Origin of the sequence: Pseudomonas sp. BN102 (assembly GCF_029871245.1) — a bacterium.
GTDB lineage: Bacteria > Pseudomonadota > Gammaproteobacteria > Pseudomonadales > Pseudomonadaceae > Metapseudomonas.
This window is the reverse complement of sequence record NZ_SSON01000081.1, coordinates 30978-54629: the sequence shown is the minus strand read 5'-3', so window position 1 is coordinate 54629 and position 23652 is coordinate 30978. Positions and strand designations below refer to the sequence as shown.

The window sequence follows — 23652 nt, the reverse complement described above, 5'->3', positions numbered from 1 at the left end:
AAATCCGAGGAAATCCCCATGTCCGTCTTCACCCATGTCGAGTTCGACCATCACGAGCAGGTAGTCTTCGGCCACGACAAGGCAACCGGCCTCAAGGCCATCATTGCCGTCCACAACAGCAACCTCGGCCCGGCCCTGGGTGGCTGCCGCATGTGGCCCTACCTGAATGACGAACAGGCGCTGCGCGATGTGCTGCGCCTGTCCCGCGGCATGACCTACAAGTCGGCCCTGGCCAACCTGCCACTGGGCGGCGGCAAGGCGGTGATCATCGGCGATCCCCATCGCGACAAGAGCGAGGCGCTGTTCCAGGCCATGGGCGATTTCGTCGACAGCCTGGGCGGCCGTTACATCACCGCTGCCGACTCCGGCACCGGCGTCGCCGAAATGCGCATCATGGCCGAGCGCAGCCGCCACGTGGCCGGCGCCGGCACCCGCGAAGCCCTGGGTGGCGGCACCCGCGATGGCAACCCGTCACCCTCCACGGCCTATGGCACCTTCGTCGGTATCCGGGTGGCGGTGAAGCACCGCCTCGGCCGCGACGACCTCTCCGGCCTGCGCGTGGCCATCCAGGGCGTCGGCCAGGTGGGTTTCAGCCTGGCCCAGTACCTCAAGGACGCCGGCGCCCAGCTCTGGGTCTGCGACATTCACGAGTCCAACGCCCGTCGCGCCGCCGAGCAGCTCGGTGCCAAGGTAGTGGGGCAGAACGAGATCTACGGCCTGGACGTGGACGTATTTGCGCCCTGCGCCATGGGCGGCATCATCAACCCGCAGACCCTCGAATCCCTGCGTGCGCCCATCATCGCCGGTGCGGCCAACAACCAGCTGGCCGATGCCGGCCTGGCCGAAGAACTGCGCCGTCGCGGCTGCCTCTACGCGCCGGACTACGCTATCAATGCCGGCGGCATCATCGACGTCTGGTACGAGCGCAGCAATGGCAGCGAAGCTGCCCTCAAGCAGCACGTCGAAGGCATAGGCGAGACCCTGCGGGAAATCTTCACCCGCGCCGACCGCGAAGGTCGCACCACCACCGCGGTGGCCGATCATCTGGCCGAAGAACGCTTCGGCCGCTGAGGACGGCGCCTCGCGGGGCATCCGCTCCGCGAGGCGATGACAAATCGCGTGGACGCCGTTAACATGCCGCCCGTCCTCTGGATCTCGCCGGCCCCGGCGAGCCCGCCACGTCCCAGTAGCTCAATTGGATAGAGCATCCCCCTCCTAAGGGGAAGGTTGGTGGTTCGAACCCACTCTGGGACGCCATATATCTCACGGCTACAGCCATTCACTGCCAATCAAGCCCTTTTCCGTGGGTGCATGGTGGGTGAAAAAGGTTTTGATGCCTGCCTGAGGTCACCACTTCTCCGCTGATTCCCAGAGCTCAGTCTTGGGGGGCGCTCCAGCATTACGCTCAATCGTGCGCCCGTTCCAGAGGTGATTGCCTGTGAAGGTATGAGCAAGCTGGGCTCCTACACGTTGGCGCCTCAGCGTCGATCGGGCGCCCCTTGTACTTCCCTTCATCCTTGGTCTTCTTGATGCCCAGGACGGGAAACGGGACAGATTTATTTTCTCTAATCTAAACGCCCGATTCTGGCCGGCTTCCGCCGTCACTGGCAGGCCGTTTTGGGTCCAGGCTGTGTGAAAACCACTGCAGACATCCGCCGCAGGTTGGGGGCACAGCACTAGTGGTCGGCCTGTGGAGGCTTCGCGGCTAACCGCGAGCTCCTTTTTCAATGCACGGTGTTGAAGTACTGATACTCGCCCCCGACATTTTCTGCTGCAGGACGAGGTGTGCAGAAGCAGACGACCGCGTCTACCTCCTGCTTCCCGCTGGCCTAATGTTACTAGTAAAGGCCGGCAGCGCCGGCCGGAACATGCATCGGGCGGTCGCGCGCCGCTCGTTGGGGAGGTGAACTGGAATGTTATCCAACGCGATTGTGACGACGATGCTGCCGGTGATCGATCTGGTGCGTGCGCGCGATTTCTACGAGAGCAAGCTCGGCCTGACGCCGGCTGGCCTGAAGCCGGACGGCAAGTTCATCTATGAGTGTGGTGGCGGCGCGCTACTGGCGCTGTTTCCCCGCCCCGGCGGCACCAAGGCCGATCACACGGCGATCAGCTTCCAGGTGGAGAACATCGAACAGGCGATTGCCGAGCTCAAGGCAAACGGCGTGGTGTTCGAGGACTACGACTACCCCGACCTGCGCACAGTGAACCATATCTGTGTGCTGGGCGCGGAAAAGGCGGCCTGGTTCCGGGACACAGAGGGCAACTTCCTTTGCATTCACGAGGACATCGGCTGAATGGCCCGGCACCACAAACGCGCGCACGGGCAGGACTGAAGTCTCTTCTGGAAAGAGGTGAAGCAAAGCCGCTCGCCGAGCGCCCCGCACATTCGGTCGGAGCTTCGTAGTTCCAGGTGGCAAGCCGTCAGGCTGCCACCATTGAGCGGAAGCACCTAGCCAGTAATCCCGCTCGCCTAGCGCGAAGCAAAGTAGGCCACACCAGCGCCGCCGTCCTGCGGTGGGCGGGCGCAGGGGGGCGATGCAGGTTTTCTTCGCCAGTTCCTCGGAATCCCAGTAGTTCATGGTGCCGAGCGACAGCGCATCGACCGTGATGCCTTCGCGGCCGGTTTCGGCCATTATTGGACATTCGGTTTGGCACCTTAGTGGGCTGCTGCTTCGTTGATGGCAGCTTCTATCGCCAACATCCACTCCGTGTTCCCAACCGCCTGCGACATTGCGCGAGCACCGACCATCGCCGCGAACAGCACGAGCGCATTACGCTGCGCTTCTGCCTCATCAGCGCTGGTGCCTGAGGTACCTGCCTCGTTCAGGAATTTGTCGAGCAATTCCTTCGTTCCCGCCTTGTAGGCGTTTTTCGATGCAGCGGTCGCGCTGCCGTTGGCGATGTGTGGCGCGAATGCCAGCAGTGGGCAGCGACGTCTCGCAGACTTATTGAGCAAGTACTGTCGAACCAGCGCTACGGAGCGATCCTCGGTCTTCCTGTCCGCCTGGGAAAACACACCGTCCCAGGCTTCCCGAGAGTGGTCGAAGGCAAGCGAGAAGGCCTCTGCGACAAGTGCGTCCTTCGAATCGAAGTGCTTGTAGAACCCACCAACGGTCATGTCATTGGCGGTCATGATGGCCGCTACTGATACCTGATCGACCCCAAATTCGCGGAACAGCGCAGCAGCCGTCTCCACGATCTTCGTCCGGTTTTCCAGAGCTTTCGTCTGCGATGAGCGCCCCATACGGTCAGCCTCCTCTTCTGAAGCACAGGACTTTGGTGACCAGGCGCTGCAGCACTTTGCCGTCCTGATTCGAAGTGACGCATTCGACAACGACAATCCCACGGTCGGGCTTGGAGCGAGATGGGGTGATTTCGATGATCTGGCTCGTTACCTGGAGCACATCGTCAGGCCGGGTAGGTTGTGGCCACGATATTTCCGCACCTGCGCCGATCACACCCTGCGCAAGCGGCAGGCTCTGCACGAGCAGGCGCATAGTGATGGCTGTCGTGTGCCATCCGCTCGCCGCCAGGCCCTGGAAAAAGGTGTCCTGTGCCGCATCGGCATCCAGGTGGAAAGGTTGGGGGTCGAACTGCGAGGCGAACTGGACGATCTGCTCGGCGTCCAGCCGGTGGGCATCACTGATGAAAACGTCTCCCACCGCCAGGTCGTCGAGGTAGATTCGTTCCGGTGTGATTGCGGCTTCCATCCAGAAGTCCTCGATTGTGTTCCCAGGGCGTTCATCGCCTTGGCTTGAGGAAATAGATTACAGCTATTATCTTTTTTTTTGCAGCAATCCCGCCGAGCTACCAAGATCACCGAACTCGATACCTTGTCGCAACTGAACCCCGGTTTTCCCCATGACGCGTGAACTGAACGACACTGCAAGCACCGACTGGATTCGAGTTCGCCGCGACCAGGACACCGGCATTGAGAGCTTGCATGCCCATTTCCAGGGCCATGCCTATGATCCGCATGATCATGACGAACTGCTGGTGGGCGTCACGTACCAGGGTGTACAGCAGTTCAGTTGTCACAAGGCGGTGCATACCAGTATTCCAGGTCGCGCCATGCTCATCGAGCCAGGTGCCGTGCACGATGGCCTTGCTCCGGAAGAGGGAGGCTTCACTTACGGGATGCTCTATCTCCCTCAGGCGTATGTCTCTGACATGACGGAGCGTCTCGGCCTAGGCGATGTGTCCAATCTCCAGGCAGCTTTTCAGCACACGTTGAGCGACGACGCGCAACTGATCGGCGCTATACAGCAGGCGTTTCTTGTCATCCACAACGGCGAGGGCCGGCTGGCCCGCGACCAGAGCATGGATCATCTATTGGGGCTGCTTTCCCGGCACCTAAGCCTGAAAGCTCAGTCGATGAAGCTCGACTCCGATGCGGAAACGCAACGCGCTCGTGACTTTCTGCATGCAAGGATGGCCGATGACGTCAGCCTCGAAGAGCTGGCTACCTACTCGGGGATTGATCGCTTCAGGCTGACGCGGCAGTTCAAGAAGGCCTTCGGTCAGTCGCCACACGCCTACCTTGTGAGACTTCGCCTGCGCACCGCTCGGGCACTCCTGGCAGCCGGCATGGCGCCCTCACAGGTGGCTGCTGAGGTGGGCTTTTCCGATCAGAGTCACCTGGGTGTCTGGTTCCGGCGCGCTTACCGACTGACGCCGGCAACTTATCAGCGGCAGTGCACAAACCTTACAGACTGAGCAGTCGCCATCTCCAATCATTGCGCTACGGCTTTGTATGGAGATTCAGATGTTGGAAACCAAAGTAGCTTTCATTGTCCGCGACGACCTGCCGACCTGGCAGCGATTGAACGTGGTCGCTTTCCTCGCCACCGGCATTGCATCGGCTGCGCCGGAGATCATGGGCGAGCCCTACGTCGATGCGGCCGGCCATGAGTACGGCAAGCTCTCGGGACAACCGATGCTGATCTTCGAGGCCGACGTCGCCGGCCTGCAGAAAGCCCGTCGCGCTGGCCTGGAGCGCGAGCTGACGGTACTGCCCTACGTCTTCGCGATGTTCTCCACCTATCACGACGAAGCCAATCGCGAGGCATTCCTCGCCGAGGAGCCCGAGAACATGAACCTGGTGGGCCTGGCCTTGCGCGGCCCTAAGAAGCCGGTGGACAAGGCGATTAAAGGCCTTGCTCTGCACAAGTGACGGGCGTCACGCCTTTAATGGAATTGCTCTGGGATTGGAAATGAGTAGTGCAACACTGATGGCCTTCTGGGCCTTTTCCCTGCTTTTCGTGTTCACACCGGGGGCTGACTGGGCCTACGCGATAGCAGCTGGTATTCGCGGCCGGGGCGTCATGGCTGCTGTCGGTGGGTTGCTGGCGGGGTACGTGGTGCTGACGCTGGTCGTTGCAGCGGGCTTCGGCATGCTGATCGCGGGAAACCGCCTGGTCATGCTCGCCTTGACGGTCTTCGGTGCGCTTTACCTGACTTGGCTGGGCATCAGCTTGCTCCGAAATCCACCAGTGCCTAGGGCGGTCGTTGACAACTCAACTGGGAGCGATAGAGCAAGGTTGTTCTTACGCGGCGCGCTGGTCAGCGGATTGAACCCCAAAGCCTTTCTGTTCTTCCTGGCTTTCCTTCCTCCCTGGACCAACGTTGCGGCAGCCTGGAGCCTTTCCACCCAGATAGTGGTTCTGGGACTGCTCTATACCACTAGCTGCGCGGTGGTTTATTCGATTGTGGGTATAGGCGCGGGTGCGATGCTAGCGACACGCCCCGCTGCTGCACGCGTAGTTGGCCGGGTATCGGGCTTGATGATGCTAGCGCTGGCCGTGCTGCTTCTATGTAAGGAGTCGGCCTGGCTGTAGCCGCTGAATTGCGTCATCTCGGAGGGACATCTTTAGATCGTCTGTGTCCGCTTCTGGTCGATTGCGGCCCCTCGTCAACGGCAGCAATCGGCCATATACGGACGTTTAGAGCGCAAACCGTGTACGTAGGAAGTTCCCGGTACTTGGCTCCCCTTCCCGGTGCCACAGGAGAATCGACCGACGCCATGTTTGCCGTGAGGCAATAGCCCCGGCGTGACAAAAGGAGGTCGTCACGGCTGCGAGCTTTCGTTCATGGGGAGGCGACGAAAGGACCGTGACGACCTTAGTGATGCTGAACTGGTCGCAACGGACGCGTTACCAAAGCGCCATTGTCGGAGATGTGTCCGTAGCAACCCGATTTGCTGGTGCATCAGCACATACGTAAAGCCCGGATGCGTTCCCAAGACTCCTGCCTGGGTGCCTCCGGGCTTTGGTGTTACGTTCGCATCAGATGACACCTTCCAGGTCCCTCCGAGATGGTCGATGCGAGCGGATAGAGGTCAGATCGAGCCTGCCGGGGCAACGGCGGGAAAGTCCTTCTCGGGATCGAACACGTTATTGAAAAAGTTCGTCAGGGAATACATGGCCACCAGCGCAACGATCTCCATCACGTTCGCATCCGTATAGCCGGCATCGCGAACGGCTTTCAGATCGGCGTCACTGACCTGGCCGCGGGTCTCGATGACTTTGCGCGCAAACTGGACAGCGGCGTCGCGCTTCGGGTCGCTCGCATGGCCCTTCCGAGCGAGAATGATTTCATCGGGGGGCAGCTTGGCCATATGTTCGGCTGTGAAGCTGTGAACCGCCAGGCAGTAGTTGCAGCCATTCGCCTCGGACACAGAGAGGCCGATGCCGTCACGTGTCTTCACATCGAGCGCCTTGCTCAAGGAGCCGAGCAGGGTGGCCCATGCGTTGAATGCAATCGGGCTCTGCGCGAAGATCGCCATCATATTTGGGGTGAACCCGATATTCTTGGTGAACATATCGAGCGTCGACTTGGAATCAGCCGGAACCTGTTCCGGTTTCAGAGCAGTAGATCTTTGCATCGTTGTCTTCCTACAGTTACTGACTTCGCTAATTTGGGAAAGTCCACGTGGGCACCATCCCTCGGGTTACTTCGCGCCCAGGTCCTGGGTCGAAGCTGGTTAGGCTTTCAAGAGAGAACTCCCTTGCGGTTGCTTCCCACTTGAAGGCCGCTTAGCCGTTCGGCGCGATCACTGCCGCCGGGGCGCACCTAGATGAAATCCAACACCTCATCCAGCGGACGGCGCGGCTTCTGCGCCCAGTTCCCTGGACGCTCCGCCCCTACGGACAGCAGCATGACTGGCACTTCGTCCTCGGCCAGTCCGAACTCGCGGTGCAGTGCTTCGGCATCGAAACCGATCATCGGAGTTGAACCGAGGCCCAGCGAACGGGCTGCGTAGATCATCGCCGCCGCGCCGAAGGTGCCAGTTCGTACGGCCTCGTCGCGTTGGCGCTGCGGGTACTCCAGGTACAGATCGCGTGCGGGGATTTCCCACTCCGGCACCATCGTGGCCGGCATGACGCCCGCTTCAACCAACGGCGCCAGGCGTTCGGGTATTACGCTGGAATCGGCCAACTGGCCGCAGACGATGAAGGTAACGGCAGCATCGGTGATTGCAGGCTGGTTCCAGGCGATCGGACTCAGCCGGGCCTTGGCTTCGTGCGTGCGCACAGCAATGAAGCGCCAGTTCTGCAAGTGAAAGGATGTCGGCGCGGAGGTGCCGATGCGCACCAGCTCGCGGATTAGGTTGTCGCTCACGATGGCTGCAGGGTCGTAGTACTTGGCGGCGCTGCGGCTGAGGATGCATTCAATGACGGCGTTTGACATGGTGACTCCTGCATCAGGTGATTAGGAGTCGCCACTTTAGGTCTGCACGATATTGCTTTCGAGACTAGATTCGCTCAAAAAAATGCTCAAAAGGATCAATGCGGTAATAAATCACTCGCCATCGCGCGCCAGACGGCGCCATTGCCCCGGAGTCATCCCCATCCTGTCGGTGAACACACGGCGGAATGCCGATACGGATTGATATCCGACAGACTCGGCCACAGCTTCGGTGGTCATCGCGGGCTTCTTCAGCGCGTTCGCGGCCAGGCTCATTCGGATATCGGTCAACAGTTCGACGGCCGAGCGCCCCAGCGCGTCCTGAAAGTGCCGCATGAAGGTAGCGCGAGACATGCTGGACAAGTCGGCCAGATCCGGCAGAGTCCAGGGCCGCGCCGGATCGGCGAACATGGCTGAAATGGCCGGGGCCAGCCGTGGATGGCCGGCCAGCGCCAACAAGCCTGCCGAGGCTTGCTCGGACTCGCTCGCCGCGCGCACTACCAGGGTGAACAGCGCCGAGCTAAGGGCGTTGAGGATGGCGAGTCCGCCTGGTTTGTCGCCGTCGGACTCCATGCGCATCAACCCCACGAGACTGGCCAGGTGATTCGAAGCGGACTCGATGCCCTCCCCTCCATGGCGGTCCAAGGCCCGTACCACCAGATTCGTGGGAAGATAACTGCGAATCAGCCGATCATGGGGCGGTCCGATGAAAAATCGCCCGCAGAGCAGGTCCAGATGCTCGCCCTGGCCATCATTCTCGCTGAGCATCCATCCTGCAGACCCTCGGCGATTGTGGGTAATCCCTGGCGCATGTCCGCTACCATCGTGCAGCACGTGCGCCGCCCCGTGCGGCAACAGCACGATATCTCCGCTCACCAGCTCCATGGCCGTCTCCCTCTCCGGATCTTCGAGAATGGCCCGGCCCTTGAGCACGACGTGGTAGGGAATCTCGTGAGCCGCGGCCTGAGCCCAAACCACACGCCATGGCGCACCGTAGACACAGCGGACCTCCAGCTGACCGGTGATGGTGATCATTTGCAGGAGATTGCTTAGCCAGTCGATTTGGGACATAGGACCTCGAGAACTTGAAGCGCTAAAGCATCTTATTGCAGTGGCACGTCGGTTGTACGCACCACCAGGTCCCAGTGCGTGCGCTGATTGGACAAATAGCGCGAACTCGTACGGGGAAGCGGACGGTACTGAATCGCCCCGGATTTCCTAGCCATTCGATGACCGCTTCTGGCCGATTCTGTTGAAAAAGTCGGTGCCGTCTCGGTTCGCTTGCACAAAGGCGAGAAAACGTCCAATTGAGGCGTTGCTACACGAAATCTGGAGCAGTTCGGTGTCGGCACATTAGCTCGGATTTCAACGTCAGCCGCCCACTTTCGCACGCAGAGTATGTGGAGGGCGTTTTTCAACAGAATCGGCCGATAGCGGCCGTTCACGGTGGGCAGCTTCCGGCCCAGGATGTTTCGCGAGCTAAGCGTCGAGAACGTATCCGTGTCCGATGTGACGGCTGCCAACGGAATGACTGTTGGCGGCTTCTACAAGCAGTTTGCATCCAAGGATGCCCTTGTGGCGGAAGCTTTCTCGCTGGCGTTCGATCATTCCCGCGACGCCTGGGACGACGTTTATCTGCAAGCAGATGCCAACGCTGAGAATCGAGCATGTGCACTTGTTCGCCAGTACCTTCGAAATAGCGCGGCGAACCGTCGCTGTCCGGTTTTGGCATTTGCACCACATGTGATCAACCGAGGCGCCGATGAAGCCTCGGTTGAAGCTTACAAGGCGGGAATCAAGGACCTGTTCGACAAGTTCATCAGCGAGATGAAAGGAACAGCTGCTGGCCATGCCACTCCAGACGCAGCCGAGCGCGACGCGATGGTCATTTTTGCGGCGATGGTGGGCGCACGCGCTATTGCGCAGGCAATTGGCAATGCGTCCTGGGTTGAAGCGATTGAGGCGGCTGTAAACCATGCCGCCAACCAGCAGGATCAGCATTAGGCGGCCGTTCACTCTGGGTCGGAGACAACCATTACCTAATGTCGATTTCTGGCTGTTCCTTCACTCGCCAGTCGCTTGCCTATCTGGCTAGCGGCAATGCTGCGCCGATCAGCGCGAACAGTGTGCCGCAGAAGCGATTGAAGCCCTTGCCCCCACGCTCCATCCAGGGCCGGATGCGGAAGGCCAGCCGCGCCAGCAGGTACTCCACCAGGAACTCGATGGCAGCGAAGGTGGCGGCCATCACCACGAACTGCGGCACCAGCGAACGCTGCGGGTTCAGGAACTGGGGGAGGAAGGCCCCATAGAAGAGCAGCACCTTGGGGTTGGCCACCGCCGAAAGGAATCCCTGGCGAAAAAGGCCTGCCGCACCGGGTGCGCCGGCGCCGACCACGGGCGTGAGGTGCAGCGCGGGTGCACGCCAGAGTTGAAGTCCCAGCCAGAGCAGGTAGGCACCCCCCACCCACTTGAGGACTTCGAGCACCGAAGACGAGGCCTGGAGCAGGGCGCCCAGGCCGAACATCGCGAGGGCGATCAGGCAACTGAAGCCGGTCACGCCGCCAGTAATGGTGAAGAGCGTTCGCTGCGACCCGTATAGAGCGCCATGGGTCAGGGCCAGCAAGCTGTTGGGGCCCGGGGTCAGCGCCAGGCCGATGGTCGCGATGAAGTAGATGAACCAGGTATCCAGGGCCATTTGCCGTTCCTCTTGCTCGATGGGGGGATGGTGCAGCAGAACGCGCCCTGGACTGCGGTATTATCCGGACATCCTGCGGAAGAATCTGGACGCTCCGAGTATGGCCAATGACGCGGTCACCCCCGACATCCGTTTCCTGCTGCTACCCCTGCCGGAGTTCGCCCTGCTGGCGTTCGGCGGCGTCCTCGACAAGCTGCGCTTTACCGCGGATGACGAGGATTACAGCCGTCAGCGCTACTGCTCCTGGACAATCCTCGGCCTCGAACCGGGGCACGTGGTGTCGAGCAGCGGCGCGGCCGTTCAGGTGGAGGCAACGGTCGCGGATATCCGCTTCGCCGATTACGACTACCTTGTGGTGTTCGGTGGACGCAGTGCCCGTGCCACGGAGGCGCTCGCCCCACGCTACAAGCGGCTGTTGCGTACAGCGGCCGGGCAGGGCGTGAAGCTGGTCAGCATCGACAATGCCAGTTTCCTACTGGCTGCCTGCGGGCTCCTTTCCGGACACCGGGTCGCCCTCCACTGGCGCCATGAAGCGGAGTTTCGCGCGTCCTATCCGCGCATCCAGGTGCAGAGCGAGCAGCTCTACTGCTTCGACCGCGACCGTATTTCCTGTGCCGGCGGCACGGCCGCCATCGACGTGGCAGTGGAGCTGCTGGCACAGGCGTGTGGGCGAGCCAGGGCGCTGAAGGGGCTGGCCGACATGTTGGTGGACGAGTCGCGCAGCAGCCAGCATCCGCTGCGTTCGCTGGACGCCGATGGCGCTCGTGGCCGGCACGTCGACCGCGCCATCGCGCTGATGCGCCACCTGATGGCGTCAGACCGCACAGCCGAACAATTGGCCGAACTGGTGGGCATCAGCCGCCGGCAACTGGATCGCCTGTTCACCGCCAGCCAAGGCATGACAGCGAAGGAATACTGGAACGAGATGCGGCTCCAGCACGCGAAGTGGCGCCTGCTGAACTCCAGCCACAGCCTGGCTGTGATCGCCGACGAAATAGGCGTCGGGGACGCCAGCTACCTCGGGAAGATTTTCCGCAAGCGATTTGGTGAAACGCCGGTAGCCTTCCGCGAGTGGGCCAGGAAAGTTCCCGCCCGCGACCGCTAGTCGAAGGCGTACTCCAGGTTCACGCCCGCATACCAGCTGCGCCCGGCACCGGGTTCATAGAAGCGCTCATTGCTTTCGCCGATGATCACCGAGCCGATGTAGTCGCGGTCGAACAGGTTATCCACACGCAGGGTCTGGCTGAAGGTCCAGGGGCGCAGCTTCTGCTCGAAGCGCAGGTACCAGTTGGCCAGGGCGTAGCCTGGCGCGGCGCGGGCCTGGTTGCTGTCTTCCACCTCCACGCTGCTGCGCAGCTGGCCTTCGAGGCCGGTGCTGATGCCAGGCTTCGGTGTCCAGGCCAGGGTGGTGAAGAGGTTGTGCTCGGCGATGCCGGGCATGCGCCGGCCTGACGGGATCAGCTCGCCCGCGCTTACGAAGGCCTTGCTGTACCTGGCATCCAGCCAGGTGTAGGCCAGCTCCACTCGCCAGTCCCGACCCAGGGGCTGTTCCAGGTTGAGCTCCAGGCCCCGGCGGCGGGTTTGCGCGGCATTCTGGAACTGGGTGCGGCCGCCGATGGAGGAGGCCACCACCAGTTCGTCTTCGGTGATGATGTGGAACAGCGCTGCGTTGAGATTGCCATTGCCTGGCAGCAGGGCCTTGATGCCCAGTTCGTACTGCTCGCTGGTGGCAGGCTTGAGGTCGAAGCCGAAGCTGGCATCGGGGCCGGAGTAGGAAAGCTCGTTCAGGGTGGGCGTCTCGAAGCCCCGGGCCCAACTGATGTAGAGGTTCAGCTGCGGGGCCAGGGCGTAGGTCGCGCCCAGGCTGGGCGTGGTCTTGCGGTAAGTGACGCTGCCGCTGTCATCGCCATTGGCCAGGTAGCGGTCATCCACCTCGAACTCCACTTCGTTGTGGCGCAGTCCACCCAACAGCTTGAGATCGCCGTATGCCCAGGAAAGCTGCAGGTAGGGCGAGGTGCTGGTCACGTCATCCCGCTCGTCACGGCGTAGCGCACCTTTCACGCCCAAGGTGTCGCCAACGAAGTTCTCATAGCCCTGGCGGTCGTCACTGGACTGGTCGTAGTCGACGCCGGCCGTGGCGGTGAAACGGCCCACGTCGGTGTCGAAGGGCTGTATCCAACGGCTGCCGATGCCCTGGTAATCCCGTTTGAAGTCGATCACCCCGCCCGAGTGGCGCGGGTTAGCCTGCACCGCCACCGGGATCGACTGGAACTGGATCACCCGCCGCGTGCCGGCGTAGAGCGTGGTCTGCCAGCTGGCCTCGCCAAACGAGCGCTCGTAGTTGAGCCCGCCCTGGCGCTGGTCCACCGTCTTGCGGGTGTTGAACAGCAGGGTATTGGCCGACACCGAGCGCGGGTCCTGACGGTAGGCGTCCCAGGTCAGGCCCTGTGGGTCCTGGGTGCCGTTCTGGTTGAGGTCGTTGTAGATCAGTGCCAGCTTGCTGTCGGCGTCGGGGCGCAGGGTCAGCTTGCCGAAGGTCTTGTCGAAGATGGCCGCGCTATGGTCGCGGTAGCCGTCAGTCTCGAAATGGGCGCGGTTGAGGAGGAAACCGGCGCGGCCGTCGCCGCCCTCAGCCGTGAGCCTTTCCCGCTGGGTGCCCCAGGCGCCCAGAGTGGCGCCGCCGGACAGGCGCGGCGGACCTTCGCCGTCACGGGAAAAGAGCTGCACCACGCCGCCGGAATTGCTGCCATAGGTGGTGGCGAAAGGGCCGCGCAGCACTTCCATATGATCCAGCACATCCAGGTCGAAACTGGAGGTCTGGCCCTGGCCGTCCGGAGTGCTGGCCGGAATACCGTCGCTGAGCAGCTTGATCCCGCGCACGCCGAACGCCGAGCGGGCACCGAAGCCGCGCGAGGACAGCTGCGCCTCCTGGGCGTAGTTCTGGCGGTTCTGGATGGCCAGGCCGGGCACACCCGACAGCTGCTCGGACAGGTTGATGCCCGGCTGTGCCCGTTCCACAGGGTCCACCCTGTCCACCGAGAACGGCAGGTCGAAGGCCGGTGCCCGGTAGCGGCTACCGCTGATGACCAGCGCGGGCGCTTCCATGGGTTGTGGATCGGCTGCGGCCAATTGCTCGCTTGCCAGCAGGCAGAGCAGAGGGATGTAGCGAGGAAAGGCCGCGCGATCAGTCATGGGGTGCTTCGAGGCTCGTTGGCGTTCTCTGCTGGTTGGCAAAGGTAGCACCAGGGGGCGATGCCCGTGGCGTCGCCGCGTGCTCAAGGGCAGAATGCCCGGACTCCCCCACAGCCCGAGGTCCCGGCCGTGCCCCATTCCGCCTCCCTGAACCCGTGCCATGCTCAGCGCTGAGCTCAAGGCCTTCTACATGGTCGCTCGCTTGGGCAGCATCACCCAGGCGGCGAAGAAGCTCGGCCTCAGCCAGCCCACGGTGACCACCCAGATCCGCAACCTGGAGGGCCAGTACGGCGTCGAGCTCTTCCATCGCGGCGGCCGCCGCCTGACCGTGAGCGAGGAGGGCGCGCGGCTCTTGCCCATGGTCAAGGTGCTGCTGCAGCAGGAAGCCGATATCGAGTTCTTCCTGCGCAACTGCGGGCAGATGCAGGGCACCCTGCGCATCGGCGCCACAGCGCCTTATTACATCCTTGATCTGGTACGCAGCTTCCGCACGCGTTTCCCGCAGACCGATGTCTCCCTGGAAATCGGCAACTCCCAGCAGGTGATCGAGGCCCTGGAGGAGTACCGCGTCGATCTCGCCGCCTCTTCGCAATGCCTCGACGACGCCCGCCTCACCCGCGTCGTCCTCGGCAGCGACCCGCTGGTGCTCGCCGTGCACCGCGAGCACCCCCTGGCCAAGCGAAAGTCCGTGGACCTGCAAGCTCTCAAGGGCCATTGCCTGCTGATGCGCGAACCCGGCTCCACCACCCGCCAGCTCACCGAAACCATGCTCAAGGACGCCGGTATCTCCGTGGGCCCGCTGCTGGAAATCGGCAGCCGCGAGTCCATCCGCGAAGCGGTGATCCGCAACCTCGGGATCAGCATCATCGCCCGCCATGAAGTGCCGGATAACCCGGAGCTGCGTGTGATTGCACTCAAGGGTGCGCCGCTGATCGACGAATACCTCTATTGCCTGAAGGAGCGCCGCCAGGCGCGACTGCCGGCAGCGTTCCTGGCCCTGGCGCGGGAGGGCAAGGAGTAGTCCCATGTAGGGTGAATCAGGCTTCACCGATCCACCATCGTGGTCATGCCGAACGGCGACGGTGGATAGAAAAGCGCTATCCCCCCAACACCTGGCCCACATCCCAAATCCGCCAATGCCACTATCGGCATCTTTGCGCCAACCGCCATCTGACGTTCGCATTGCGTCCCTAGCATCAACCTCGTCGAGCCGTGCCCCCGTGCACGCCAATCGCTTAACGAGGTACCGCCATGTCACACCCCCACCAGCACGCCACCCATATGCGGGTACGCGATATCCACAAGCGCTTCGGCCACTTCACCGCCTTGGGCGGGGTGAGCCTGGATATCGCCGAAGGCGAACTGGTGTGCCTGCTGGGGCCGTCCGGCTGCGGCAAGACCACCCTGCTGCGCTGCATTGCCGGCCTGGAGCAGCAGGACGGCGGTAGCCTGCACGTCGGCCAGCGCGACATTTCGCGCCTGCCGCCCCAGGCCCGTGATTACGGCATCCTGTTCCAGTCCTACGCCCTGTTCCCCAACCTGACGGTGGAACAGAACATTGCCTATGGCCTGGTCGGCAGCAGTCGCGAAGCCGCACGCGGTCGCGTGGTGGAGATGCTGGAACTGGTGGGCCTTGCCGGCAGCGAGAAGAAATTCCCCGGCCAGCTTTCCGGTGGCCAGCAACAGCGCGTGGCCCTGGCCCGCGCGCTGGCGCCGAAGCCTTCGCTGCTGCTCCTTGACGAGCCCATGTCGGCGCTGGACGCCCGCGTGCGCGAGCATCTCTGCACCGAGCTGCGCCAGCTGCAGAAGCAGCTCGGCATCACCACCCTGATGGTGACCCACAACCAGGACGAGGCCATGCTGATGGCCGACCGCATCGCGGTGATGAACCAGGGCCGCGTGGAGCAGTACGGCACCCCGCAGGAGATCTATCGCCAGCCGGCCACGCCCTTCGTCGCCGAGTTCGTCGGCCAGGGCAACTGGCTGCCCTTCGAGTCGCGCCAGAATGGCCACGCCCGCGTCGGGGGCCTCGACCTGCGCCTGCCCGAGCAGGCCGGCAACGCTGCCAGCGGCCGCCTTTTCTGCCGCCCCGAGGCCGTCGCCATCAACCCTTCCGAGCAGCAGGACAACCGCTTTCGCGCCCAGGTGCGGGAGATCACCTTCCTCGGCAACCGCTGCCGCATGAGCTTCGAACTGGATCAACTGCCGGGCCACCCGCTGTTGGCCGAGCTGGACCCTTCGCTCATGCCGCGCCTGGGCACTCCGGATATCTGGGTGGCCCTGCCATCGCGCAGCCTGCAGGTGTTCGCCTGAGATGGATGCCGCGATCAAGCTGGACAAGTCCCAGGCAAAACGTGCGCCGCGCGCCGACCTGGGCGACCGCCTCTTCGTGCAGGGCGGCAAGTACCTGTTCCTCGGCCTGCTGGTGCTGGCCGTGTTGCTGCCGTTGCTGGCGATCTTCTGGCGCGGCTTCAGCGGCGAAGCAGGGCAGGGCGGCGGTCTGGTCGCGGCCAGGGAACTGCTGGCCAGCGCCAACTTCCACTGGCTGCTGGGTAACAGCCTGAAAGTATCCTTGAGCGTCGCCGCCATCGTGGTGCCCACCGCCTACCTCTTCGCCTACGCCCTGCAACGCACGCTGATACCGGCCAAGGGCCTGTGGCGCGGGATTTCCCTGTTGCCGCTACTGGCGCCCTCGATGCTGCCGGGCATCGCGCTGATCTACCTGTTCGGCAACCAGGGCCTGCTGCGCGATTGGTTGCCGGACAATATCTACGGTTTCTGGGGCATCGTCCTGGGCCAGGCCATCTACACCTTTCCCCATGCGCTCATGGTGCTGCTCTCGGCCCTCGGCATGGCGGACGCGCGCCTGTTCGATGCCGCCGCCAGCATGGGCGCCGGTCCCTGGAAGGCGTTCCGCAGCATCACCTGGCCGGCCACCCGCCAGGCGGTGTTCGCCGCCTTCTGCCTGGTGTTCACCCTGTGCATTACCGACTTCGGGGTGCCCGTGGTGGTCGGTGGCGACTACCAGGTACTGGCCCTGGAAGCCTACAAGGCCGTGGTGGGTCAGCAGCAGTTCGGCCGCGGCGCGCTGATTGGCATGGTGCTGCTGGTGCCGGCGCTGCTCAGCTTCGGCGTGGATGCCTGGCTGCGCCGCCGCCAGGGCGAGGCCATGAGCGGCCGCGCCCAGGTCTTCCACCCGGTGCCGTCGAAGGTGCGCGATGCCTGCTTCCTGGCCCTGGTGCTGCTGGTTTGCGCCATTCTGCTGCTGGTGCTGGGCATGGCGGTGTATTCGTCCCTGGTGAAGTTCTGGCCCTACAACCTGTCGCTGTCGCTGCGCCATTACGCCTTCGAGGAAACCGCCGGCGGCGGCTGGCTGGCCTACCGCAACAGCCTGACCCTGGCCACCTGCACGGCCATTTTCGGCAGCGCGCTGATCTTCACCGGCGCCTACCTGATGGAGAAGACCCACGGCCAGCGCTGGCTGACCCAGGCCCTGCGCCTGCTCAGCTTCGTACCCATGGCGGTACCCGGCCTGGTGCTGGGCCTCGGCTACGTCTTCTTCTTCAACCTGCCGGGCAATCCGCTGCACGCGCTCTACGGCAGCATGACGCTGCTGGTGATCTGCTCCATCGCGCATTTCCTGACCACTGCGCAGATGACCGCCACCACCGCCCTGCGCCAGCTGGACGGCGAGTTCGAAGCCGCCGCGCTGTCGCTCAAGGCACCGCTCTGGTGCCACTACCTGAAGGTGACCGTGCCAATCTGCCTGCCGGCGTTGCTGGACATCGTCCGCTACCTGTTCGTCTCGGCCATGACCACGGTTTCCGCCGCCATCTTCCTCTACAGCCCGGACAGCATCCTCGCCGCCGTCGCCGTGCTGAACATGGATGACGCCGGCAACGTCGGCGGCGCGGCCGCCATGTCCACCCTGATCCTGCTCACCTCCGCCGCAGTGTCCCTGCTGCTGGCCTGGGCCTCGCGCGGCTTGCTGCGCCGGTCCCAGGCCTGGCGCCAGGGCTCGCCGACCACCGCCTGAACAATCACTCACGTACTGCCAACCCCGACAAGGAGCTCCACCATGTTCAAACGCCTCGCCCTCGCCGCCGCCGTAATGGCCGGCTTCAGCCTCCAGGCCCAGGCTGCCACCGAACTGACCGTCTACACCGCCCTGGAAGCCGAACAGCTGTCGGCCTACAAGAAGGCCTTCGAAGCGCAGAACCCGGATATCGAGATCAAGTGGGTGCGTGACTCCACCGGCATCATCACCGCCAAGCTGCTGGCCGAGAAGGATCGCCCGCAGGCCGACGCCGTCTGGGGCCTGGCCGCGTCCAGCCTGGCCATCCTCGACCAGCAGGGCATGCTGGAGAAGTACGCGCCCAAGCATCTGGAGAGCATCGGCGCCAACTACCGCGATGCCGCCAACCCGCCGGCCTGGGTGGGCATGGACGTGTGGGCCGCGACCATCTGCTTCAATACCGTGGAAGCCGAGAAGCAGGGCCTGGCCAAGCCGGTGAGCTGGGAAGACCTGACCAAGCCCGAATACAAGGGCAAAATCGTGATGCCCAACCCGGCATCCTCCGGCACCGGCTTCCTCGACGTCAGCGCCTGGCTGCAGACCTTCGGCGAGAAGCAGGGCTGGGCCTACATGGATGGCCTGCACCAGAACATCGGCCAGTACGTTCATTCCGGTTCCAAGCCGTGCAAGCTGGCCGCCGCCGGCGAGTTCCCCATTGGCATCTCCTTCGAGTACCCGGCGGTGCAGCTCAAGCGCCAGGGCGCGCCGCTGGACATCGTCCTGCCGAAGGAAGGCCTGGGTTGGGAAATCGAAGCCACCGGCATCGTCAAGGGCACCGACCAGATGGAAGCGGCGAAGAAGCTCGCCGACTTCTCCGCCAGTCCGGCGGCCATGGACCTGTACAAGGAAAACTTCGCCGTGCTCGCCGCTCCCGGCATCGCCAAGCCGCAGACCGAACTGCCGGCTGACTACGAGCAGCGCCTGATCAAGAACGACTTCGCCTGGGCCTCGCAGAACCGCGACCAGATCCTCGCCGAATGGCGCAAGCGCTACGACGGCAAGTCCGAGAAGCTGCCGCAGTAAGACCCGCTTCCCGCTTTCTTCCCTCTCCCCTCGGGGAGAGGGCTGGGGAGAGGGGGAACATGAATCCAGGAGAACCCCATGCCCCTGCAAGACACCGATATCGCCATAGTCGGCGCCGGTATCCTCGGCCTTTCCCATGCGTATGCCGCGGCCCGGCGCGGCCTGCGCGTCAGCATCTTCGAGCGCAGCGCGACGCCGCTGGGCGCCTCGGTGCGCAACTTCGGCCAGGCCCTGGTCACCGGCCAGCCGCCGGGCCCCATGCATGCCCTGGCCCGTGACAGCCGTGACATCTGGGCCCGTTGGGCCGAGGTCGCCGGGTTCCACCTGCGCCGCAACGGCTCCCTGCTGTTCGCCCGTACCCGCGCCGAGGAAGAACTGCTCGAAGCCTTCTGCGAAGTGCGCGCGCTGGAATACGGCTACCGAGTTGAGCTGTTACGTGGCGAACGCCTGCACGACCTCTATCAAGGCCAGTTCAGCCATCACCGCGCCGCGTTGCTGGGCCTGGACGATCAGCAGCTCTATTCCCGCGAAGCCATCCCTGCGCTGGTGGACTTCCTGCAACGTGACCATGGCGTCGAGTTCCATTTTTCCACCCTGGTGCGCGACGTCGAGCCGGGGCGGATCCACAGTACCGCGGGCAGCTGCCGTGCGGAGCAGATTGTGATTTGCGCAGGTCATGACTACCAGACATTGCTGGCCGAGCAGATTGCCCCGCTGCAGCCCCAGGTCTGTCGCCTGCAGATGCTGCGGGTGCGCCCGGATCGCGACTTCGGCCTGAACCAGGCGGTGCTCACAGGGCTCAGCTGCGTCCACTACGGCGCCTTTGCCGATCTGCCGGAAGCCGAGGCCATCCGCGAGCAGATCCAGAGCGAGCAGCCGGAACTGGAAGAACACGGCATCCACCTGCTAGTCAGCCCGACGCCCTATGGCGAGCTGATCATCGGCGACTCCCACCACTACGGCAGCGACGCATCGCCCTTCAACGTCGAGGCGGTGGACGACATCCTCCTCGACCTGGCCGAACACACCTTGGGCACCCGCCTGCAGGTGCTGGAGCGCTGGCAAGGCGTCTACGGCGCCCGCGGGCCGGGACCCTTCTCGGTGCTCAAGGCGGCCCCGGGGGTGACCGCCGTGCTGATGCACAGCGGCGTGGGCATGAGCGTGGGGCCCGCGCTGGGTGAGCGGACCATGGCGGGGTTGCTTTCCTAGGTTGGTGCTGCGGGGATTGGACTGACTGTAGGGGCGAATGAATTCGCCCCTACAGAAGAGCAATTGCCCCTGCTGGGCACTTCTCAATCCAACCGCTTGTGCACCCGCATCACGGCGATGGTCAGCATCACCAGGGTGAACACCACCAGCACCACCAGCTCCAGCCAGAGGTCGGCCAGCCCGGCGCCGCGCAGCATGATGCCGCGGGCCAGGCGCAGGAAGTGGGTGAGCGGCAGTATCTCGGCGATCCACTGGGCCGCCTTGGGCATGCCGGCGAAGGGGAACATGAAACCGGACAGCAGGATCTGCGGCAGGAAGGTGAAGAAGGCCATCTGCATCGCCTGGAACTGGCTGCGCGCCAGGGTGGAGATGAACACCCCCAGGGTCAGGCTGGCGAAGATGAACACCAGGGACGCGCCGTAGAGTTCCAGCAGCGAGCCGCGCACCGGCACCTCGAACAGCCAGAGGCCTACCAGCAGGATCACCGTTACCTGCACCAGGCCGATGCCGACGAAGGGCAGCACCTTGCCCAGCGTCAGTTCCCAGGGGGACAGCGGCGTGGTGATCAGCAGTTCCATGTTGCCGCGCTCGCGTTCGCGTACCAGGGCGATGGCGGTGAACAGCACCATGGTCATGGTGAGGATCACGCCGATCAGCCCCGGCACCGTGTTCAGCGGCGCCAGGCGTTCCGGGTTGTAGAAGTTCACCACCTGCACACCGGTCAGGTTGGGCCAGCCGGGCAGGGGATAGGCCGCCAGCTGCCGGGCGGAGGCCTGCACGACCTGGTCAGAGCCGTCCACCACCAGTTGCAGCGGCGGGCGGTCCTTTCGTTGCAGACGCGCCTCGAAGTCCGGCGGCACCACCAGAGCTGCGCTGATGCTGCCTTCGCGCAGCAGCTTGTCGAGCTGCTGCGGTGTTGCCAGGCGGTAGCGGAAGTCCAGCACCTGGCTGGCGCCCAGTTCCGCCACCACTTCGCGGGAGCGGGCAGTGTCGGCCTGGTCCAGCACGGCGGCGTGCAGGCCGCGCACGTCCATGTTGATGGCATAGCCGAAGAGAATGAGCTGCATGATGGGGATGCCGACGATCATGGCGAAGGTCAGGCGGTCGCGGCGCAGCTGGCGCAGCTCCTTGAGGACGATGGCCCCGAGGCGGCGCAGGTTCATGACGGCGCTCCAGCCCGCTCGAGCGGGCGGTGGGTGACGGCGACGAAGACGTCTTCGAGGTTGGCGTCGGTGTCCTTGACCGAGGCGACGATGCCTTGGTCGGCCAGGCGCCGGGCAATGCGCTCTCGGGCGTCGGCGACGGCACTGAGCACCCGGAGCGAGGCGCCGATCTGGGCCATGGCGATGACTTCCTCGGCGCCTTGCAGGGCGCGCTGGGCCTGGCGCGGCTGGGCGCATTCCACCAGCAGCGGGCGGCCGGGCAGGGCGGCCATCAGGTCGGCCGGGCTGCCGTCGGCCACCAGCCGGCCGGCGTCGAGGATGCCGAGCCGGGTGCAGCGCTCGGCCTCGTCCATGTAGTGGCTGGAGACCAGCAGCGTGGTGCCGGCCTCGGCCAGCTCGAACAGCGAGTCCCAGAATTCCCGCCGCGACTGCGGGTCCACGGCGCTGGTGGGTTCGTCCAGCAGCAGCAGGTCGGGCTTGTGCAGCACGGCGCCGGCCAGGGCCAGGCGCTGTTTCTGGCCGCCGCTCATGGTTCCAGCCAGCTGCTTGCGGCGGTCGGCCAGCCAGTACCGCTCCAGCAACTCCTCGATGCGCTGGCGCGCCTCGCGGCGGTCCAGGTCCTGGACGGTGGCAAGGAATTCCAGGTTCTCGTACACCGTCAGGTCTTCGTAGAGGGAGAACTTCTGGGTCATGTAGCCGATGCGCCGCTTCAGCACTTCGGCGTCCTGGGGGATGCGGCAGCCGAGCACCTCGATCTCGCCGGCGCTGGGCAGCAGCAGGCCGCAGAGCATGCGGATGGTGGTGGATTTGCCGCAGCCGTTGGGGCCGAGGAAGCCGAACACCTCGGCACGGTCGACGTGCAGATTCAGCCCGTCAACGGCAGTGAGCTGGCCGAAACGCTTGGTCAGGCCGCTTGCGCGGATCACCGCTTCATTGCTGTTCATGGCTCACTCGCTCCGCCTGCACCGGAAGGCCGGCGGGCAACTGGCGCGCGGCCTCGCCCTGCAGCACCAGTTCGGCGCGGTAGACCAGGCGGCTGGCGTCTTCGCCGGTGAGGGCGAAGTAGGGGGTGAAGCTGGACTCGCTGGCGATGCTGCGCACCGTCGCGTCGAAGGGCTCGGGCACGCCTTCCACCTTCACTTTCAGCGCGTCGCCAATGGCGATCTGCGGGCGCACCGAGGCCGGCACATAGACCCGCGCATAGGGCGCCTCGCCCACCAGCAGACTGACCAGCTCGGCGTTCAGCGGCGGCTGGTCGCCGGGCTTGAAGGGCAAGGCGTCGACCCGTCCTGCGCGAGGCGCACGCAGACTGAGGTGCTCGCGGGTGACCTGCAGCTGCGCCAGCCGGCCCTGGGCGGCCTGGAGCAGGGCGGTGGCCTGCTCGATCTGTTCCGGGCGGGTGCCGTTGGTGAGTTCGCGCAGCTGGGCGTCGGCATTGCTCACGGCGGCGCGGGCCTGGTCGCGGGCGGCGCGGGCGCGGTCCAGCTCGGCGATGGCCACTTGGTGGCGCTGGTAAAGCGCAGAGATGCGCTGGAAAGTGCGCTCGGCATCGGTGAGTTCGGCGCGGTTGCGGCTGAGGGTGGCGCGGGCGGCGTCCACGGTTTCGCTGCGTGCACCGCTGCTCAGTTCATCCAGCCGCGCCTGGGCCTGGCCGACGTCGCCCTGGGCTTCCTTGAGGCGGGCATCGAGGCGGCGGGGGTCCAGTTCCAGCAGGAGTTGGCCGGCCTGAACCTGGTCGCCCTCGGCCACGCGCCAGGCGAGGATGGTTTCCGAGGCTTCGGCGGGCAGGCCGATGCGGTCCCATTCCAGGGTGCCGAGCAGCGGTTCACGGGCCGGGTCTTCGCAGCCGCCGAGCAGGGTAAATGCCAGCAGGCAGGGCAGCAGCCTGTTCATGGTTTCACCTCCAGGCCGCGCTCCAGCAAGGCCAGTATGTGCTTGACCATGGCTTCGTCGCCGATTTCCGGGCTGGCGAAGATGCCGCGCCAGAGCGGGCCGGCGGCATAGGGCAGCATCACCATGCCGACCAGGGAGACCACCAGCAGGCGCGGATCGAGGTCGGGGTTCATGCGGCCGCCGGCCTGGGCCGCGGCGAAGCGCTGGGCCATCAGGACCGGCACCATGGGGGCGAAGCGGGTGGGCAGCAGCTCGCGCAGGGCGCCGCCTTCGCAGAGCACTTCGCGCACCCAGAGCGGCGGCAGCCAGGGATTGCGGCTGAGGTTGGCGCTCATGCCGCGAACGAAGGCGCGGACCAGGTCCAGCGGGTCGTCGCCCACCTGTTGCAGGCGCTCGGCCATGCCCTGGAACAGCGGCAGCAGGCGCTCCTCCACGAGGGCGTCGACCAGGCGTTCCTTGTTGCCGAAGTAGTAATTGACCAGGGCTGGCGTCACCCCGGCCTGCTGGGCAATGCCGCGCAGGCTGGCGGCGTGGATGCCGATGTGGGCGAAGGCGTCGGTGGCGGCGTCCAGCAGGCGTTCGCGCTGAGCCTGGGAATCGCCTGTGGGTCGGCCGGGGGAGCGGCTGCGAGTCACGGGAAGGTCTCCGGACGGTGAAGATGGTTTTATTTAAATATTCATTTAATTAATTAGCAACGAGCAACCGACGAACGT

At 64.3% G+C, this 23652-nt stretch carries 23 protein-coding genes and 1 tRNA gene; 13 read left to right on the top strand and 11 right to left on the bottom strand.

Translation table 11 applies throughout. From position 1 onward, the window contains the following. Positions 1 to 18 precede the first annotated feature (18 nt). The 3 genes from E8F12_RS29755 to E8F12_RS29745 all read left to right on the top strand — a co-directional run bounded on the left by E8F12_RS29755 (position 19) and on the right by E8F12_RS29745 (position 2297). Positions 19 to 1071, top strand: coding sequence for a Glu/Leu/Phe/Val dehydrogenase dimerization domain-containing protein (locus E8F12_RS29755; protein ID WP_280328798.1), 1053 nt, complete (start codon positions 19 to 21; stop codon positions 1069 to 1071). 109 nt (positions 1072 to 1180) lie between these two features. Next, a tRNA-Arg gene (locus tag E8F12_RS29750) sits at positions 1181 to 1257 on the top strand. A 656-nt stretch (positions 1258 to 1913) separates the two neighbouring features. Further along, positions 1914 to 2297, top strand: coding sequence for a VOC family protein (locus tag E8F12_RS29745; RefSeq protein WP_280328797.1), 384 nt, complete (start codon positions 1914 to 1916; stop codon positions 2295 to 2297). A 362-nt stretch (positions 2298 to 2659) separates the two neighbouring features. Here the strand turns inward: E8F12_RS29745 and E8F12_RS29740 are convergent, their stop codons facing one another. Together E8F12_RS29740 and E8F12_RS29735 are read right to left on the bottom strand one after the other, a co-directional pair. Beyond that, on the bottom strand, positions 2660 to 3247 hold the full coding sequence (locus E8F12_RS29740; protein ID WP_280328796.1) for a TetR/AcrR family transcriptional regulator: 588 nt from the start codon (positions 3245 to 3247) through the stop codon (positions 2660 to 2662). Between the two features lie 4 nt (positions 3248 to 3251). After that, the gene (locus E8F12_RS29735) at positions 3252 to 3713 is read right to left on the bottom strand and encodes a MaoC family dehydratase (protein WP_280328795.1); all 462 of its coding nucleotides are present in this window, start codon (positions 3711 to 3713) and stop codon (positions 3252 to 3254) included. Between the two features lie 151 nt (positions 3714 to 3864). Here E8F12_RS29735 and E8F12_RS29730 point away from each other — a divergent pair, with 151 nt between their 5' ends. Genes E8F12_RS29730 through E8F12_RS29720 form a run of 3 tightly spaced genes read left to right on the top strand, consistent with a single transcriptional unit; the run spans position 3865 to position 5840 of the window. Next, entirely contained in the window at positions 3865 to 4719 is an 855-nt protein-coding gene (locus E8F12_RS29730) for an AraC family transcriptional regulator (protein ID WP_280328794.1), read from the top strand. A gap of 49 nt (positions 4720 to 4768) precedes the next feature. Beyond that, a complete protein-coding gene (locus E8F12_RS29725; protein WP_280328793.1) occupies positions 4769 to 5176 on the top strand; it encodes a DUF2000 domain-containing protein in 408 nt (135 codons plus the stop codon). Positions 5177 to 5216: 40 nt separating this feature from the next. Then, positions 5217 to 5840, top strand: coding sequence for a LysE family translocator (locus E8F12_RS29720; protein ID WP_280328792.1), 624 nt, complete (start codon positions 5217 to 5219; stop codon positions 5838 to 5840). Between the two features lie 500 nt (positions 5841 to 6340). Here E8F12_RS29720 and E8F12_RS29715 read toward each other — a convergent pair whose 3' ends face one another. The 3 genes from E8F12_RS29715 to E8F12_RS29705 all read right to left on the bottom strand — a co-directional run bounded on the left by E8F12_RS29715 (position 6341) and on the right by E8F12_RS29705 (position 8760). Continuing rightward, a complete protein-coding gene (locus E8F12_RS29715; protein ID WP_280328791.1) occupies positions 6341 to 6886 on the bottom strand; it encodes a carboxymuconolactone decarboxylase family protein in 546 nt (181 codons plus the stop codon). Between the two features lie 188 nt (positions 6887 to 7074). Then, positions 7075 to 7692 carry a nitroreductase family protein gene (locus tag E8F12_RS29710; RefSeq protein ID WP_280328790.1) on the bottom strand — a complete coding sequence of 206 codons (618 nt, stop codon included), beginning with the start codon at positions 7690 to 7692 and terminating at the stop codon, positions 7075 to 7077. Positions 7693 to 7803: 111 nt separating this feature from the next. Continuing rightward, a complete protein-coding gene (locus tag E8F12_RS29705; RefSeq protein ID WP_280328789.1) occupies positions 7804 to 8760 on the bottom strand; it encodes a cupin domain-containing protein in 957 nt (318 codons plus the stop codon). 396 nt (positions 8761 to 9156) lie between these two features. Here E8F12_RS29705 and E8F12_RS29700 point away from each other — a divergent pair, with 396 nt between their 5' ends. Then, positions 9157 to 9693: a TetR/AcrR family transcriptional regulator gene (locus E8F12_RS29700; protein ID WP_280328788.1), complete on the top strand. Its 537-nt coding sequence runs from the start codon at positions 9157 to 9159 to the stop codon at positions 9691 to 9693. 79 nt (positions 9694 to 9772) lie between these two features. Here E8F12_RS29700 and E8F12_RS29695 read toward each other — a convergent pair whose 3' ends face one another. Continuing rightward, on the bottom strand, positions 9773 to 10384 hold the full coding sequence (locus E8F12_RS29695; protein WP_280328787.1) for a LysE family transporter: 612 nt from the start codon (positions 10382 to 10384) through the stop codon (positions 9773 to 9775). 100 nt (positions 10385 to 10484) lie between these two features. On the opposite strand from E8F12_RS29695, the gene E8F12_RS29690 reads away from it, so the two are divergent. Further along, complete coding sequence (locus E8F12_RS29690) at positions 10485 to 11489, top strand: helix-turn-helix domain-containing protein (protein WP_280328786.1); 1005 nt, start codon at positions 10485 to 10487, stop codon at positions 11487 to 11489. On the opposite strand, the gene E8F12_RS29685 is transcribed toward E8F12_RS29690, so the two are convergent. Then, a complete protein-coding gene (locus tag E8F12_RS29685) occupies positions 11486 to 13576 on the bottom strand; it encodes a TonB-dependent receptor (protein ID WP_280328785.1) in 2091 nt (696 codons plus the stop codon). The genes E8F12_RS29690 and E8F12_RS29685 overlap by 4 nt on opposite strands. A gap of 160 nt (positions 13577 to 13736) precedes the next feature. Here E8F12_RS29685 and E8F12_RS29680 point away from each other — a divergent pair, with 160 nt between their 5' ends. From E8F12_RS29680 to E8F12_RS29660, 5 genes are all read left to right on the top strand, one after another. Beyond that, positions 13737 to 14597: a LysR family transcriptional regulator gene (locus tag E8F12_RS29680; protein ID WP_280328784.1), complete on the top strand. Its 861-nt coding sequence runs from the start codon at positions 13737 to 13739 to the stop codon at positions 14595 to 14597. Between the two features lie 230 nt (positions 14598 to 14827). Further along, positions 14828 to 15889 (top strand): putative 2-aminoethylphosphonate ABC transporter ATP-binding protein, encoded by a 1062-nt coding sequence (locus E8F12_RS29675; RefSeq protein ID WP_280328783.1) that lies wholly within the window; start codon positions 14828 to 14830, stop codon positions 15887 to 15889. Position 15890: 1 nt separating this feature from the next. Continuing rightward, positions 15891 to 17612 (top strand): putative 2-aminoethylphosphonate ABC transporter permease subunit, encoded by a 1722-nt coding sequence (locus E8F12_RS29670; protein ID WP_280328782.1) that lies wholly within the window; start codon positions 15891 to 15893, stop codon positions 17610 to 17612. Between the two features lie 42 nt (positions 17613 to 17654). After that, positions 17655 to 18674: a putative 2-aminoethylphosphonate ABC transporter substrate-binding protein gene (locus tag E8F12_RS29665; RefSeq protein WP_280328781.1), complete on the top strand. Its 1020-nt coding sequence runs from the start codon at positions 17655 to 17657 to the stop codon at positions 18672 to 18674. A 78-nt stretch (positions 18675 to 18752) separates the two neighbouring features. Continuing rightward, entirely contained in the window at positions 18753 to 19883 is a 1131-nt protein-coding gene (locus tag E8F12_RS29660) for a TIGR03364 family FAD-dependent oxidoreductase (RefSeq protein WP_280328780.1), read from the top strand. Between the two features lie 83 nt (positions 19884 to 19966). On the opposite strand, the gene E8F12_RS29655 is transcribed toward E8F12_RS29660, so the two are convergent. From E8F12_RS29655 to E8F12_RS29640, 4 genes are read right to left on the bottom strand one after another with little or no spacing between them, the layout of a single operon-like run. Continuing rightward, positions 19967 to 21046, bottom strand: a complete 1080-nt coding sequence (locus tag E8F12_RS29655) for an ABC transporter permease (protein WP_280328779.1) — start codon at positions 21044 to 21046, stop codon at positions 19967 to 19969. Continuing rightward, positions 21043 to 21990, bottom strand: coding sequence for an ABC transporter ATP-binding protein (locus tag E8F12_RS29650; RefSeq protein WP_280328778.1), 948 nt, complete (start codon positions 21988 to 21990; stop codon positions 21043 to 21045). Before E8F12_RS29650 ends, E8F12_RS29655 begins: the two co-directional genes overlap by 4 nt. After that, positions 21977 to 22939 (bottom strand): biotin/lipoyl-binding protein, encoded by a 963-nt coding sequence (locus tag E8F12_RS29645; RefSeq protein ID WP_280328777.1) that lies wholly within the window; start codon positions 22937 to 22939, stop codon positions 21977 to 21979. Before E8F12_RS29645 ends, E8F12_RS29650 begins: the two co-directional genes overlap by 14 nt. Continuing rightward, positions 22936 to 23574 (bottom strand): TetR/AcrR family transcriptional regulator, encoded by a 639-nt coding sequence (locus E8F12_RS29640; protein WP_280328776.1) that lies wholly within the window; start codon positions 23572 to 23574, stop codon positions 22936 to 22938. The genes E8F12_RS29645 and E8F12_RS29640 overlap by 4 nt, the downstream gene beginning before the upstream one ends. Positions 23575 to 23652 lie beyond the last annotated feature (78 nt).